This is a genomic window from Micromonospora narathiwatensis (genome assembly GCF_900089605.1).
Classification (GTDB): domain Bacteria; phylum Actinomycetota; class Actinomycetes; order Mycobacteriales; family Micromonosporaceae; genus Micromonospora; species Micromonospora narathiwatensis.
The window spans coordinates 4,259,849-4,274,491 of record NZ_LT594324.1; the positions used below are offsets into that span (position 1 = coordinate 4,259,849).

Annotated in this window: 14 protein-coding genes; 4 read left to right on the top strand and 10 right to left on the bottom strand. The window is 72.2% G+C overall.

From position 1 onward, the window contains the following. Window positions 1-79 precede the first annotated feature (79 nt). On the top strand, window positions 80-1,249 hold the full coding sequence (locus GA0070621_RS18285; protein ID WP_091202590.1) for an AI-2E family transporter: 1,170 nt from the start codon (window positions 80-82) through the stop codon (window positions 1,247-1,249). A 4-nt stretch (window positions 1,250-1,253) separates the two neighbouring features. On the opposite strand, the gene GA0070621_RS18290 is transcribed toward GA0070621_RS18285, so the two are convergent. From GA0070621_RS18290 to GA0070621_RS18320, 7 genes are all read right to left on the bottom strand, one after another. Next, complete coding sequence (locus GA0070621_RS18290) at window positions 1,254-2,063, bottom strand: alpha/beta hydrolase (RefSeq protein ID WP_091197425.1); 810 nt, start codon at window positions 2,061-2,063, stop codon at window positions 1,254-1,256. A gap of 66 nt (window positions 2,064-2,129) precedes the next feature. After that, entirely contained in the window at window positions 2,130-2,456 is a 327-nt protein-coding gene (locus tag GA0070621_RS18295) for a hypothetical protein (protein ID WP_167667039.1), read from the bottom strand. A 66-nt stretch (window positions 2,457-2,522) separates the two neighbouring features. After that, window positions 2,523-3,572, bottom strand: a complete 1,050-nt coding sequence (locus GA0070621_RS18300; RefSeq protein WP_091197432.1) for a hypothetical protein — start codon at window positions 3,570-3,572, stop codon at window positions 2,523-2,525. Continuing rightward, window positions 3,569-4,063, bottom strand: coding sequence for a SigE family RNA polymerase sigma factor (locus tag GA0070621_RS18305; RefSeq protein WP_091197435.1), 495 nt, complete (start codon window positions 4,061-4,063; stop codon window positions 3,569-3,571). The genes GA0070621_RS18300 and GA0070621_RS18305 overlap by 4 nt, the downstream gene beginning before the upstream one ends. 41 nt (window positions 4,064-4,104) lie before the next feature. Then, window positions 4,105-5,895, bottom strand: coding sequence for a 3-hydroxyacyl-CoA dehydrogenase family protein (locus tag GA0070621_RS18310; RefSeq protein WP_091197438.1), 1,791 nt, complete (start codon window positions 5,893-5,895; stop codon window positions 4,105-4,107). 159 nt (window positions 5,896-6,054) lie between these two features. Continuing rightward, complete coding sequence (locus GA0070621_RS18315; RefSeq protein WP_091197440.1) at window positions 6,055-7,119, bottom strand: alpha/beta hydrolase; 1,065 nt, start codon at window positions 7,117-7,119, stop codon at window positions 6,055-6,057. Between the two features lie 115 nt (window positions 7,120-7,234). Continuing rightward, window positions 7,235-7,714: an FHA domain-containing protein gene (locus GA0070621_RS18320; RefSeq protein WP_091197443.1), complete on the bottom strand. Its 480-nt coding sequence runs from the start codon at window positions 7,712-7,714 to the stop codon at window positions 7,235-7,237. A 251-nt stretch (window positions 7,715-7,965) separates the two neighbouring features. Between GA0070621_RS18320 and GA0070621_RS18325 the strand changes: the two genes are divergently transcribed. Further along, entirely contained in the window at window positions 7,966-9,465 is a 1,500-nt protein-coding gene (locus GA0070621_RS18325; protein ID WP_091197446.1) for an aldehyde dehydrogenase family protein, read from the top strand. A gap of 45 nt (window positions 9,466-9,510) precedes the next feature. On the opposite strand, the gene nucS is transcribed toward GA0070621_RS18325, so the two are convergent. After that, the gene (nucS, locus tag GA0070621_RS18330) at window positions 9,511-10,170 is read right to left on the bottom strand and encodes an endonuclease NucS (protein WP_073836014.1); all 660 of its coding nucleotides are present in this window, start codon (window positions 10,168-10,170) and stop codon (window positions 9,511-9,513) included. Between the two features lie 71 nt (window positions 10,171-10,241). Here nucS and GA0070621_RS18335 point away from each other — a divergent pair, with 71 nt between their 5' ends. Further along, entirely contained in the window at window positions 10,242-10,859 is a 618-nt protein-coding gene (locus GA0070621_RS18335) for a DUF4126 domain-containing protein (RefSeq protein ID WP_091197448.1), read from the top strand. Window positions 10,860-10,910: 51 nt separating this feature from the next. On the opposite strand, the gene GA0070621_RS18340 is transcribed toward GA0070621_RS18335, so the two are convergent. Beyond that, window positions 10,911-11,516 (bottom strand): hypothetical protein, encoded by a 606-nt coding sequence (locus GA0070621_RS18340; RefSeq protein WP_091197451.1) that lies wholly within the window; start codon window positions 11,514-11,516, stop codon window positions 10,911-10,913. Window positions 11,517-12,164: 648 nt separating this feature from the next. On the opposite strand from GA0070621_RS18340, the gene GA0070621_RS18345 reads away from it, so the two are divergent. After that, entirely contained in the window at window positions 12,165-12,461 is a 297-nt protein-coding gene (locus GA0070621_RS18345; protein ID WP_091197453.1) for a DUF1540 domain-containing protein, read from the top strand. Between the two features lie 32 nt (window positions 12,462-12,493). Here GA0070621_RS18345 and GA0070621_RS18350 read toward each other — a convergent pair whose 3' ends face one another. Then, entirely contained in the window at window positions 12,494-14,500 is a 2,007-nt protein-coding gene (locus GA0070621_RS18350) for a protein meaA (protein ID WP_091197456.1), read from the bottom strand. Window positions 14,501-14,643 lie beyond the last annotated feature (143 nt).

Here is a 14,643-nt window from a genome sequence, read left to right on the forward strand (position 1 = left end):
GCCTACGTGCGCCCTACCCGGCTACTCTCCGGACAGGAAGGGCCCACACGTGGGCCGGCGCGGTCCGGGGGAGGTCCTGATGGGCGAGGGCACGTCGGGCGACACGCGACCGGGGGACGAGGACGTGCTCCGTCCCGAGCCCGACAGGGCCGGCCAGGGCGGCCCGCCCACCGTCGAGGAGCCGACCGAGTTCGAACCGAGCGGACGGTTCGGCGTACCGGGGAAGCCGCTGCGTCGCAGCCCGTTCCTGATCGGCTTCAGCGGGGCGCTCGGCGTTCTGCTGGCGTACACGGTCTTCCTGGGCGTACGCAATTCCGCCGGCATCCTGGTGCTGGTGGTCATCGCGATCTTCCTCGCCGTCGGCCTGCACCCGGCGGTGGTCCGGCTGCGCCGCTGGGGGTTGCCGCACGGGCTGGCGGTCGCGGTGGTGACGCTGACCCTGCTGCTGCTGATCGTCGGCGGCCTGCTGGCGCTGGTGCCCCCGGTGGTGACCCAGTCCGGCCAGTTCATCGCGCACGTCCCCGGCTACGTCGAGGAACTGCGCCGCAACCCCACCGTCAACGACCTCGTCGAGCGGTACGACGTGATGGAACGGGTCCAGGCGGCGGCGAACGCGGACACCATCGGCCGTGCCCTCGGCGGCGTGCTGGGCGGGGCGCAGCTCATCTTCGGCACCCTGTTCCGGGCGCTGACCGTGCTGGTGCTGACGATCTACTTCCTGGCCTACTTCGACAAGCTGCGCGACCTCGGGTACGCGTTGGTACCGCGCTCCCGCCGGGAGCGGGTCCGGCTGATCGGCGACGAGATCCTCACCCGGGTCGGCGCGTACATGGTGGGCGCGCTGGCCATCGCGGTGCTGGCCGGGGCGAGTTCCTTCATCTTCGCGCTGGCCGTCGGGTTGCCGTATCCGTTCGCGCTGGCCGTGGTGGTCGCGGTGACCGACCTGATCCCGCAGATCGGGGCCACCCTGGGCGCGGTGGTGGTGTCGCTGGTCGGCTTCGCCACCGACCTGCCGGTCGGCGTCGCCTGCGTGGTCTTCTTCGTGATCTACCAGCAGGTGGAGAACTATCTGATCTATCCGAAGGTCATGCGCCGGGCGGTCTCGGTCAACGAGGTGGCGGCCCTGCTGGCCGCGCTGCTCGGGGTGTCGCTGCTGGGCGTGGTCGGGGCGCTGATCGCCATCCCGACCGTGGCCGCCCTCCAGCTGATCCTCCGCGAGGTGGTCCTGCCCCGGCAGGAGTCCCGCTGACCGGTCAGCCCGCCCGCCGCTGCTGCGGGCCGGGCACCGGGGTGTCGGCGAAGGCGGCCACCGTCCGGTCGGCGTACGCGCTGACGTCGCCGGTCTCCATCGGGCCGTCCCAGGTGGTCGGCAGCGGCACCGACACGGCCGGGTTGACCCGCCGGACGATCTCGTCGAGCACCGTCTCCGCGTCACCGACCCAGAGGTGCTTGGCGCCGGGCACCCCGACCACCTCGGCCTGCGGCACGGCCGCGAAGCGCTGCCGGGCCTCCTCCGGCCGGAGGTAGTCGTCGAACTCGGGCACCAGGGCGGTGAGCGGCTTGCCCGACTCGGCCCACACGGCCAGGTCCGCCGGCTCGGAGAAGCGCAGCGGCGGGGAGAGCAGGACGGCACCGGCCACCCCCGGGTCGCAGCCGTACTTCAGCGCCAGGTCGGTGCCGAACGACCAACCGACCAGCCAGATGTTCGGCAACTCCTGGAACTCGGCGTACTCGATGGCGGCGGCGACGTCGAAGCGCTCGCCGACCGCGGCGTCGAAGGTGCCCTCACTGGTGCCCCGGACGCTGCTGGTGCCCCGGGTGTTGAACCGGAGCACGGCCAGGTCGGCCAGCGCGGGCAGCCGCCAGGCGGCCTTGCGGAACACGTGGCTGTCCATCATCCCGCCGTGGGTGGGCAGCGGGTGCAGGCAGACCAGGGTGCCGGCCGGCTCCCGGTCCAGCGGGCGGGCCAGCTCGCCGACCAGCGTCAGGCCGTCGGCGGTGTGCAGCTCGATGTCCTCCCGGCGGCCGGGCAGGATCGACGACGCACGGATCGGTGTGCTCACCGTCCCAGTCTCCCGCGTCGGCGCCCGCGCCGCCCGTCCGGGCGCGAACAGGGTGATCCAGGTCGCTCAGCCGTAGCGCGGGGCACCGTGCCCGCGCTGGAGGTTCGGCCCGCGCCGCTCCCGGGCCCGCCAGCAGCCGGTGTGCCAGTGCCGCCGGTCGGTGAGGTCGCCCCGGTCGTCGGCCGGCCAGGCCACCACGTGCGCCACCCCCGGAAGGATCTCCTGGTCGCAGCCCGGACAACGGTACGTCTTGGCCGACGCCCCACCGGTGATCCCGCGTACCTGCCAGTCGCCGTCGCGCCACTGCTGGACCGTGGGCACGCCCTGGCGTACCCGGTCGGAGTCCAGGCGGGTGTTCTCGTCCCGGCGGGGACGGTTGCGACGGGGGCTCACGGCCACCAAGCGTACGGCCCGCTGGCCGGACCGGCCCAGGTCGGGCGGCCCGGCCCACGACGCCGGTCACTCCCAGGTCTCCGGGTCGCCCGGGTCCTTCGCCACCTGCGCCCCGGCGAGCACGGTTGTCGCGTCCGCCTCGGTGAAGCCCTCCATCGGCCGGCCGAAACTCGCGACCAGGTGGGCCTTGGGGAGGCCGAGCAACTCCAGTTCGTCGCCCTGCGGGTAGAGATAGGCGGGACGCCCGCCGACCGTGCGGTTGCTGTCGGTGCGCTTGCCGACTATTCCGGCGTTGTACTGGAGGCGGACGAACATCATCCCGGACGTGCCGCGGTAGAGGTTCACCACCACGTTCACCGTGCCAGGGAAGGACGACACATCCACCGAGCAGCGGTCGACCCGGGAGCCGACGGGCAGCGCGGTGAGCCGCAGGGGTCCGCCGCACCGTCGTGCCTCGTCCCACCGGAGCGCGGTGATGGCGCGGGTGAGGGCGAACGGGTCCTCGCCGGTCATGCTCGCCCGCGCGTAGAGCCCGTTCGCCGGCCGCCACCAGGTGACATACCCGGGGCTGCCGCTGCTCGGCGCCACGCGCTGGATGCTGCCGTCGAAGGTCGTATCCTGCACCACATCCACCGGCCACCCCTCGATGCCCCGCTCGTCGAACGCCGCCGTGGACCGGGCCACCTCGACGGTGACCGCACGCCCACCGCCGGCGTCGAACCGAACGGACTCGATCTGTCCGCTGACCTCCCAACCCAGGTAGCGGCCCTTCGCCGGGTCGACACCGAAGTGCAGCACCTGCGGGTCGGCACCGACCAGGTCGGGCCGCTGGGCGGCACCCGGCACCCCGGCGGCCCGGGGTGGCACCGGCGGGGCGACGGTCGGTGTGGTCGCGGTCCACGGCAGCCGGCCGGGCAGCCCGGTGATGTCCGTCCCGGTCACCCCCACGACACCGAGCACCCCGACCAGGGCGAGCGCGCCGCCGGTGGCGACCCGCCGACGGGCCTGCCGCCGGCGTCCCCGGGCCCGGGACCGGTTCAGCAGCCGGTGGGTGTCGATCTCCCCTTCGGCGCGCTCCCGCAGCACCGAGGCGATCCGCTGGTCGAGGTCGGTCACGGCCGGCTCCCGTTGGTCGTCGGGGCGCCGCAGCGCTCCCGGAGGTGGGCGAGCGCCCGCATCGCGTGGGTACGGACGGTGACCGGCGAGCAGTCAAGAATCTGGGCGATCGTGGCGTCGTCCAGGTCCTCGTAGTAGCGCAGCACCAGCACGGCGCGCTGGCGGTCGGGCAGCGCCCGGATCAGCCGCCACATCTCGTCCCGGTCGGCCGCCTCGCCGCTCAGGTCGTCGCGGTCGGCCCGCTCGGCGAAGGTGTCCACGGCCAGCTCCCGGCTGGACCGTCGGCGCCACCACGAGTGGTTGGCGTTGACCAGCATCCGCCGCACGTACACGTCGGGCCGGTCGGCCCGGGCGATCTTGCGCCAGTGCACGTAGGCGCGCGCCAGTACGTCCTGCGTCAGGTCCTCGGCGCGGTGCTCGTCTCCGGTCAGCAGCCGGGCCAGGCGCAACAGGGCCGGGCCTCGGCTGCCGACGTACTCCTCGAAGGTCACACCCTCAAGACGCCGTCAACGGCGTCCGGTGTTGACCCGGATCAGCGGTGAGTGTGGTCGCGGAAGCCCCGACCGGTCTTCAGGCCGAGGTAGCCGGCGGTGACCAGGTGCTCCAGCAGCGGCGCGGGCGAGAAGCCGGGCTCACGCAGCTCCAGGTAGAGCTCCCGCTGGATGGCCAGCGCGACGTCCAGGCCGACCACGTCGAGCAGCTCGAACGGGCCCATCGGGTAGCCGCAGCCCAGCTTCATCGCGTGGTCGATGTCGTCGGCGGTCGAGTAGCTGGCCTCCAGCATCTTCACCGCGTCGTTCAGGTACGGGAAGAGCAGCGCGTTGACGATGAAGCCGGAGCGGTCGGCGCAGACCACGCCGGTCTTGCCCAGCCCGGCGCAGACGGCCCGGGCGGCGGCGGTGGTCTCCGCCGAGGTGCGGATGGTCCGCACGATCTCCACCAGCGGCATGATCGGCGCCGGGTTGAAGAAGTGCAGGCCGATCACGTCGGCCGGCCGCTGGGTGGCCATCGCCACGTCGATCACCGACAGCGACGAGGTGGTGGTGGCGAGCACCACGCCCGGCTTGCAGATCTCGTCGAGGCTCGCGAAGAGGGCCTTCTTGACGCTCAACTCCTCGACCACCGCCTCGACCACCAGGTCGACGTCGGCGAGGTGTTCCAGGGTGGCGGACCAGGTGACCCGGCCCAGCGCGGCGTCCCGCTCCTCCTCGCTCAGCCTGCCCCGGACCACGCCCTTGTTCAGCGAGGTCTTGACCGCCTCGCAGACCTTGGCCGACTTCTCCGCGCCCCGGGTCACCGAGACGACCTCGTACCCGGCCTTGGCGAAGACCTCGATGATGCCGGTGGCCATGGTCCCGGAACCGACCACGCCGATCTTGGTCATGACCCGAGCACCGTCGGCGAGTGCCGACTCCGTCGCCACCGGCGTCTGCTCGTCCGGTACGACCCTCGGCGAGCCCGGCCGCTCGTAGGTGTAGAAGCCCCGGCCGGACTTCCGGCCGAGCAGCCCGGCGGTGACCATCTGCTTGATCAGCGGCACCGGGGCGTGCCGACGGTCCCGCCCGCCGCGCCGGTACATGGTGTCCAGGATCTCGTACGCGGTGTCCAGGCCGATCAGGTCCATCAGCGCGAGCGGGCCCATCGGCAGGCCGCAGCCGAGCTTCATGGCGGCGTCGATGTCCTCGCGGGTGGCGTACCGCGCCTCGAACATGCTCACCGCGTGGTTGAGGTAGCCGAAGAGCAGCGCGTTGGCGATGAAGCCGGCCCGGTCGTTGATGGTCACGTCGACCTTGCCGAGCCGCGCGCAGAGCGCCTCCACGTCGGCCACCACGTCGGCGGAGGTGACCACCGTGCGGACCACCTCGACCAGCTTCATCACCGGGGCCGGGTTGAAGAAGTGGATGCCGATGACCTGGTTGGGCCGGGTGGTGGCGACGGAGATCTCGGTGACGCTGAGCGAGGAGGTGTTGGTGGCCAGGATCGCCTCGGGCTTGCAGACCCGGTCCAGCTCGGCGAAGATCCGCTGCTTCAGGTCCAGGTGCTCGGGCACGGCCTCGATGACCAGGTCCACCGAGTGCAGGGCGTCCAGCCCGACCTGGAAGTTCACCCGGCCGAGCAGGGCGTCCCGGTCGGCCTCGGCGAGCTTGCCCTTGGCCACCGCCCGGTCGGTCGAGCCGGTGAGGTTGGCCCGGCCGCGGTCCAGGGCGGCGTCGGAGATCTCCACGGCCACCACGTCGATGCCGTTGCGGGCGAACACCTCGACGATCCCGGCACCCATGGTGCCCAGACCCACCACGCCCACACTGGTGAACTCGCGCGCCACGACCGGCCTCCCCTGGTTGACTCCGCCGCTGTCGCTTGAACGGCGACTAAGGTTATGCGCCGGAGTCTGCCACGTGACGCTGCGTTGTCGACACGCCGTGGGGTTTTTCACGACGCCCGTCACTCTCCGCCCCGGGCACGGGCTCGGGCGCGCGCCGGGTCAGGCCGTCGTGGGCACTCCGACCAGTGCCAGCAGCTCCGCGACGAACTCGGCCGGTCGTTCCAGGTGCGGGCTGTGGCCGCAGTCGGGCAGCACCACCTCCCGGTACGTCCCGCCGGCCGCCGCGTACCGGTCCAGCACGGCCCGGGTCTGGCCGATCATGGGCTGCGGCGGGCAGTCCACCGCCCCCGGCCAGCCCGGCACCACCCCGAGCGACCCCAGGTACGCCAGGTCGAACAGCGAGGTGTCCGAGACGATCACGTCGGCGTCGCCGCGTACCCAGGTCACCGGCGGCTTGGCCGAAACGGCGACCAGTTCGTCGGCGATCCGGAACCACGCGGGCGCCAGCGCGTTGAGCACGCCGCGCTCCCCCGCCGCCGTGCCCGGCCAGTGCGGCGAGACGACCGACGTGCCCGGGTAGTTGTCGTCCCCGGTGGCCGTGGTCAGCATGCTGCCGAGCAGCAGTTCCTCGTCCTCGCCGAGCGACGCCGGGTCGGCCACGTAGGCCGTGCGCAGCACGTTCCGCGGGCTGGTCGGGGCCTCCTCGCCCCGGTCCTGCGCGGCGAGCCGGGCGACGAAGTCGGGGTTGGCGCCGCCCGCGCCGGTCCCGGCGAAGTCCGGTGTGGTCGGTGTGCCGTCGAGGTCCCGGGTGCCGCCGAAGCCGTACGGCGAGACCGGCGCCTCCAGCAGCAGGCCGGCCACCCGGTCGGGATGGTCGACCAGCAGCCGCATCGCCACGCCGCCACCCAGCGAGTGCGCGACCACCACCGGCCGCGCGCCGGGGACGAACAGCCCGGGTACGTCGAGCAGGGCCGCCACGTCGTCGGCGAAGTCGTTGAGGCCCCGGGTCGCGTCGACCGGGGCGGTTTCGCTGTCGCCGTACCCCCGCAGGTCGGGGGCGACGACGCGGAGCGTGTCCGGCAGCCGGGACAGCATCGGCTCCCAGAACGCGGACGACGAGACGTTGCCGTGTACGAGCAGCACCGGTACGCCGTCCGGCGGGCCGGCCACCCGTACCGCCTGGGTGATGCCGTTGGCCTGGACGATGTGCTGCTCGCTACGCATTCGCGCATGCTTCCACGGCCGGACCGACCCCGTCCATGTGCCCGGTCGACACCCCGGCCCGCCGATCGGTGTGGCCGAGCCCCGCAGTCAGGCCGGACCTCGGGTGCTCCGGAGTTCAGTGGTGGGCGTCGACCGGCAGCGGTCGAACGCCCCCACGCGGCTCCACGGGCTCGCGTGGCTCCACGGTCCCGCGCGGTGTCGGCGGTACGGGCAGCGGCAGGGTTGGCCGGTGGTCCCGGCTCGGCAGGGAGAAGCTCATCCCGACCGGGTCGGTCCGGGCCACCCCGGGGTCGAAGTAGCGCAGGTCGGTGCGGCCGAGCCGGATCACGTCCCCGTCGGTCAGCTGGACCCTGCCGGTGATGCGCTGGTCGTTGAGCCAGGTGCCGTTGGTCGAGCCGAGGTCGGTCAGCCATCCCCCGTCGGCGGCCAGTTGGACCGTGGCGTGCCGGCGGCTCAGGTGCGGGTCGGCGAGCACGATGTCGGCGGTCGGTGCCCGCCCGATCACCTGCGGGTCACGACCGACCCGGAAGCTCAGTCCCCGCATCGCCCCACCCGACACCGTCAGCAGCGGCATCAGCTCCGGATGCTCCTCCATCGGCAGTCGCCCTCCCACCCACCGTCGCCCCCTGGCAACAGACTGCCACCTCACCGCAATCGTCCCCACCACCGCCCGGTCACCCCCGCGACCCCGGCCGGTCAACTCCCGTTCGCCCGTTTCGGGGAGCGTTTCCGGCCGTATCGCCGGCGACCTCCGTCGATCCCGGCGGCCCGCGACGGCTCGACCAGGACAATCCGGAGGCCGCGCCGACCTACCGGTGAGTAACGCTCGGGTCTAGACTTTCGGCCATGACGGCGGTGCATGTCCCGGGGACCCCGGTCATCGAGGACGGCCAACTGGTCTCGACCAGCCCGGCGACCGGCGCGGAGGCCGGACGGTTCCCGGCGGCGACCGAGGCGGACGTGCGGGGTGCGGTCGAGCGGGCCCGCGCCGCGGGTGACTGGTGGGCCGGGCTCGGTTTCACCCGCCGACGGGAACGGCTGCTGCGCTGGCGGAGCCTGGTCGCCCGCCGGATCGAGGAGCTGGCCGAGCTGATGCGCGCCGAGGGCGGCAAACCGGTCGGCGACGCCGTCGTGGAGATCCTGACCGCGCTGGAACACATCGACTGGGCCGCCCGCAACGCCCGGCGGGTGCTCGGGCCGCGCCGGGTCCGCTCCCGGCTGATCCTCGCCGAGTTCACCGGTCACCTCGAATACCAGCCGTACGGGGTGGTCGGCGTGATCGGCCCGTGGAACTACCCCGTCCTCACCCCGATCGGCTCCGTCGCGTACGCCCTGGCGGCCGGGAACGCGGTGGTGTTCAAGCCGAGCGAGTACACCCCGGCCGTCGGTCAGTGGCTGGTGGACCGCTTCGCCGAGGTGGTGCCGGAGCGTCCGGTCCTCAGCGCCGTACACGGCTTCGGGGACGTCGGCGCGGCGCTGTGCCGCTCGGGCGTGGCCAAGGTGGCCTTCACCGGCTCGACCGCCACCGCGAGGAAGGTGATGGCCGCCTGCGCCGAGTCACTCACCCCGGTGCTGCTGGAGGCCGGCGGCAAGGACGCGATGATCGTGGACACCGACGCCGACCTGGACGCCGCCGCCGAGGCGTGCGTCTGGGGGGCGCTCACCAACGCCGGGCAGACCTGCATCGGCATCGAGCGGGTCTACGCGGTCGACCAGGTCTTCGACGCCTTCGTCGACAAGGTGGTGACCAGGGCCGGCCGGCTCACCGTCGGCCCGGACGGCGCCGACATCGGCCCGATCACCATGCCGTCCCAGCTCGACGTCATCCGCCGGCACATCGAGGACGCCGTCGCGCGCGGCGGCCGGGCGGCGCTCGGCGGCCCCGACGCGGTCCAGCCGCCGTACGTCCACCCGACCGTGCTGGTGGACGTCCCGGAGGACTCGGCCGCCGTCCGCGAGGAGACCTTCGGCCCGACGCTCACCGTCAACCGGGTACGCGACGTGGACGAGGCCGTCGACCGGGCCAACGCCCTCTCGTACGGCCTCGGGGGTGCGGTCTTCGGCCGGAAGCGGGCCGTGGCGGTCGCGCGGCGACTGCGCTCCGGAATGGCCTCGATCAACTCGACGCTCACCTTCGCCGGGATGTCGACGCTGCCGTTCGGCGGGGTCGGCGACTCCGGCTTCGGCCGCATCCACGGCGAGGACGGGCTGCGCGAATTCGGCCGGGCCAAGGCCATCACCCGCCGCCGGGCCCGCTCGCTGCTGCCGTCGATGACCTTCGAGCGCACCCCGGCCGACGTCGCCCGCCTCGTCAAGGCCGCCAAGCTGATGTACGGCCGACGCTGACTTCCCCGCCCCGGGAGGCTCCCCCCGGGGCGGGGCAGCACAACCTCAGAACAGGGTCAGCTCGTCACGCTCGATGCCGCGAAGCTTGTCGTAGTCGACCACCACGCAGCGGATACCCCGGTCGGTGGCGAGCACCCGGGCCTGCGGCTTGATCTCCTGCGCGGCGAAGACGCCGGTGACCGGGGCCAGCAGCGGATCCCGGTTCATCAGTTCCAGATAGCGGGTGAGCTGCTCGACACCGTCGATCTCGCCGCGCCGCTTCACCTCGACGGCGACCGCGCCCTGATTGGCGTCCCGGCAGAGCAGGTCGACCGGGCCGATCGCGGTCATGTACTCCCGCCGGACCAGGGTGAAGCCCTCGCCCAGGGTCTCCGGGTTGGCGGCCAGCAACTCCTGGAGGTGCGCCTCGACGCCGTCCTTACGCAGACCCGGGTCGACACCCAGCTCGTACGAGGTGTCCTGGAAGATCTCCTCCAGGGTGATCCGCAGCTCCTCGCCGGCCTTGTTCACCACCCGCCACACGCCGGGGGCCTCCTCCAGCCGGCACGGCGGGCTCATCCAGTTCAACGGCTTGTACGCCCGGTCGTCCGCGTGGATCGAGACCGAGCCGTCCGCCTTCACCATGAGCAACCGGGTGGCCGGCGGCAGGTGTGCCGAGAGCCGTCCGACGTAGTCCACCGAGCACTTCGCAATCACCAACCGCACGCAAGGAGGGTAGCCGAGCACCCGGCGTCGGCCGGCGAGCGCCACTGGCGTACCGGTGCGATATTGAGATCGTGCTCGAAGTCCTCACCGGTTCCGGTCTCGCCGCGTCGGCCGGCCTGAACGCCTACATCCCGTTGCTCCTCATGGGTCTGCTGGCGCGCTACACCGACCTGGTCGACCTGCCCGGCGGCTGGCAGTGGCTCGGCAATGGCTGGATCATCCTGATCCTCGCGGTGCTGCTCGCCATCGAGGTGGTCGCGGACAAGGTGCCGGTCGTCGACCACGTCAACGACGTGGTGCAGACCGTGGTCCGGCCGACCGCGGGCGGGTTGGCCTTCGGCGCCGGCTCCAACTCGCAGACCGTGACGGTCAGCGACCCGGACAGCTTCTTCTCCTCGCACCAGTGGATCCCGGTCGTGGTCGGCGTACTGATCGCGCTCGGCGTGCACCTGCTCAAGTCGGCGGCCCGCCCGATCATCAACGCGACCACCGCCGGCTTCGGCGCGCCGGTCGCCAGCACCGCCGAAGACGCGACGAGCGTGATCCTGTCGGTGGTGGCGATCCTGCTGCCGGTGCTGATGCTGGCGTTCCTGATCGGGTTCGTCGCGTTCCTGTTCTGGTTCCTGCCCCGGCGCAGGGAGCGGCGCCGCGAGCGTCAGGCCGCCCGGGCCGCCGGATTCCGCGTCTGACGCCGCTGGCCGGCACCCCCATGTTCGGGGGTACCGGCCAGCGGTGTTGTGTCAGCTGTTCCAGTTCGGGGCGACCAGGTCAGCGGCCTGCTGCTCCCACTGGGCGTAGGCGTCCGGGTACGCCGACACCTGCACCGTCTGCGCGGCCTTGGTCAACGGCATGTCCTGCCACCCGTCAACCTGCTTCAGACCCTTCAGGAACGCGGTCGTCGCGTACTCGGGGTCGGTGATCTGCTCCGGGCTGCCCCAACCAGAGGACGGCCGCTGCTGGAACAGACCCAGCGAGTCGTGATCGTTCGCGTCACCGAGGTGGCCCAGGTTCTCCAGCTTCGACTCCTGAAGCGACGTGGCGATCGAGATGACCGCGGCCCGCTCCGGCATGCCGGCCTTCTTCGTCGCCGCGATGATCGCCTTCGCGTTCGCGGTCTGCTCACCGTTCAGGTCGATCTTCGACTGGGCGCCCTGCACCCCGTGCGGGACCAGCTTGCCCATGTCCACGGCCGGCTTGTCCACGGCCGGCTTGTCGGCCTGCACAGCAGCCACCGGAGCGGCGTGCACCGGGGCGGCGGCGTGCGCGGCGATCGGACCAGCGAACACACCACCGGCGAAAGCCAGACCAGCAACACCGAGAACGCTCTTACGCAGCATCGTATTCATGACCAAAGCTCCATTCGGGGGTTTGGCACACACGCCGAACGGGGGGTCGGGGCATGCGCAAGCACCGTCAGGCGCCCAAAACAAGGGGAAAGTCTTTTGACCGGCAGACTCACGGGGCGACGGGGGGTCGCCTCTTCGCGGCGCCGGGACCATGTACAACGACCGACGACCCACCAACATTCCGGGCCCGGGCCACCCCGATCGCAGCGGGCGGCCATCAGCCCCCAGGTTCGGGGGCCTTCCTCGGCCGTGCAGCCCGGTACAACGCCCGCCGACCGGCGACCATTCCCCCGCGACGCCACCCCGCCCGCCGCGGAACCGGACACTCGGCGCATGTCGCCCAGACAGGCAAGGCGCGCCGGCCAAGATCCACACAACATCCCCGCAATGGGCCCATCCCCGCACGACGAAACCGCAACTTGCCCGAAACCGGCCTTCAGGGGCACGACGGCCAAAACATCCCGGAAAGGGGCTTATCCCGGCACCACGAAGGCGCAACTTTCCCGAAAGTGGCCCCTGGGGGCGGCGCACGTCTCGGGGAGCGGACCCTCCGGCACCCAACGAGGTCACCGCGACCACTTCGAACCGAACACAGGGAACCGCGCAGACTTCTACAATCAGGGACACGATCGCATAAAGGAGGCAGTAGTGACCGCAGCGGTAGAAATGCCCCGAGTCCAGGAGTGCACCGTCGCCTCCTGCGCCTACAACCGCACGAACGACTGCCACGCCTTCGCCATCACGATCGGCAGCAGCGATCACGCCCGCTGCCACACTTTCGTGGAGATGCCCGTACGCGGCGGAAGTGAGCAACTGGTCGCCCAGGTGGGCGCCTGCCAGCGTTCCGACTGCCAGCACAACTCCGACCTGGAGTGCCACGCCCCGGCGATCACCGTCGGCTCGGCGATGGACCTGGCCGACTGCATGACGTACCAGAGCCGCTGACCCACCCGCAGGGGTGCGGAGGGGACCCCTTTTCAGCTCAGGTTGTTGGCTTCGCGGATCACGGTGACCAGCTCGTCGATGATGCCGGTCAGCGCGAAGTCCTTCGGGGTGAAGACGCGGGCCACGCCGGCCGCGCGCAGGGCCTCGGCGTCGCCGGCCGGGATGATGCCGCCGACCACCACGGGCAGGTCGCCCCGCCCGGCGGCGCGCAATCCGTCCAGTACGGCCGGCACGGCGGCCAGGTGCGAGCCGGAGAGCACCGAGAGGCCGACCAGGTCCACGTCCTCCTCGACGGCGGCGGCCACGATCTGCCCGGCGGTCAGCCGGATGCCCTGGTAGATCACCTCGAAGCCGGCGTCGCGGGCGCGTACCGCGATCTGCTCGGCGCCGTTGGAGTGCCCGTCCAGGCCGGGCTTGCCGACCAGCAGCCGCAGCCGTCCGCTGCCCAGCTCGCGGGCCGTGGCGGCGACCCGCTCGCGGACCGTCGTGAGCCCCGCGTCGCCGCCGGCCCCGGCCGCGCCCGAGAGGCCGGTCGGCGCCCGGTACTCGCCGAAGACCCGGCGCAGCGCGCCCGCCCACTCGCCGGTGGTCACCCCGGCCCGCACGCAGGCCAGAGTCGCGGCCATCAGGTTCGTCGTGGTCGCGGCGTCCGCGCGCAGCCGGTCCAGTGCCGCGTCCACCGTCGCCGCGTCCCGGCCGGCCCGCCACTCGCGTACGGCGTTTGCGGCGGTCGCCTCGACGGCCGGATCGACCTGCTCGATCGCCTCGGCCCCGGCCGCGGTCAACGGCGACGACTCGGTCCCGGTGAACCGGTTGACGCCCACCACCACGTCGGTGCCGGCCTCCATCCGGCGGCGACGGTCGGCGAGCGAGGCCACCAGGGCGCTCTTGAGATAGCCGGTCTCCACGGCGGCCACCACGCCGCCCATCTCCAGCACCTTCGCCAGCTCCACCCGGGCGCCGGCGACGATGTCGTCGACCAGCGCGGTCATCACACGCGACCCCGCGAACAGGTCCGGGTATTCCAGCAGGTCCGACTCGTACGCCAGCACCTGCTGCATCCGCAGCGACCACTGCTGGTCCCAGGGGCGGGGCAGGCCGAGCGCCTCGTTCCAGGCGGGGAGCTGCACCGCGCGGGCGCGGGCGTCCCGGGAAAGGGTGACGCCGAGCATCTCCAGCACGATGCGTTGCACGTTGTTCTCCGGCTGGGCCTCGGTGAGGCCGAGCGAGTTGACCTGGACGCCGTACCGGAAGCGGCGCTGCTTCGGGTCCTCGACGCCGTACCGGTCGCGGGTGATCTCGTCCCACAGCGCGGCGAAGGCGCGCATCTTGGCGATCTCCTCGACGAAGCGCACCCCGGCGTTGACGAAGAAGGAGACGCGCTGGACCACGTCGCCCATCCGCTCGGCCGGCACCTGGCCGCAGTCCCGCACGGCGTCGAGGACGGCGACCGCGGTGGCCAGGGCGAAGCCGACCTCCTGCACCGGCGTCGCACCCGCCTCCTGGAGGTGGTACGAGCAGACGTTGACCGGGTTCCACCTGGGCATCTCGCGCAGCGTGTACGCGATGACGTCCGCGGTCAGCCGCAGCGACGCGGCCGGCGGGAAGATGTGGGTCCCCCGGGACAGATACTCCTTGATGATGTCGTTCTGCGTGGTGCCGGCGCAGCGGGCCAGCTCCGCGCCCTGCTCGGTGGCGGCCGTGGCGTAGAGGCCGAGCAGCCACATGGCCGGCGCGTTGATGGTCATGGAGGTGTTCAGCTCGGCCAGCGGAAGGCCGTCGAAGAGGGCCCGCATGTCGCCGAGGTGTGCCACCGGCACACCCACCCGACCCACCTCGCCGGCGGCCAGCTCGTGGTCCGGGTCGTACCCGGTCTGGGTGGGCAGGTCGAAGGCGACGGAGAGACCGGTCTGCCCCTTCGCCAGGTTGCGACGGAAGAGCGCGTTGGTGGCCGCGGCGGAGGAGTGCCCGGCGTAGGTGCGCATCACCCAGGGCCGGTCGCGTTCCGGCAACCGCCCCGCAGAAGCCTTCTCGTCCATGGCGGGAGTCTAAGTTACCGTTCAGTAAAATGGGCTGTGGAAAACCACACACGTCCATGGCGGGGATCCCCGGGCACGAGCGGCGCGACATGGCGGAGACCGCCACACCCCGGCCCTCCGAGCTGGGCGGCGAGGTCGCACAC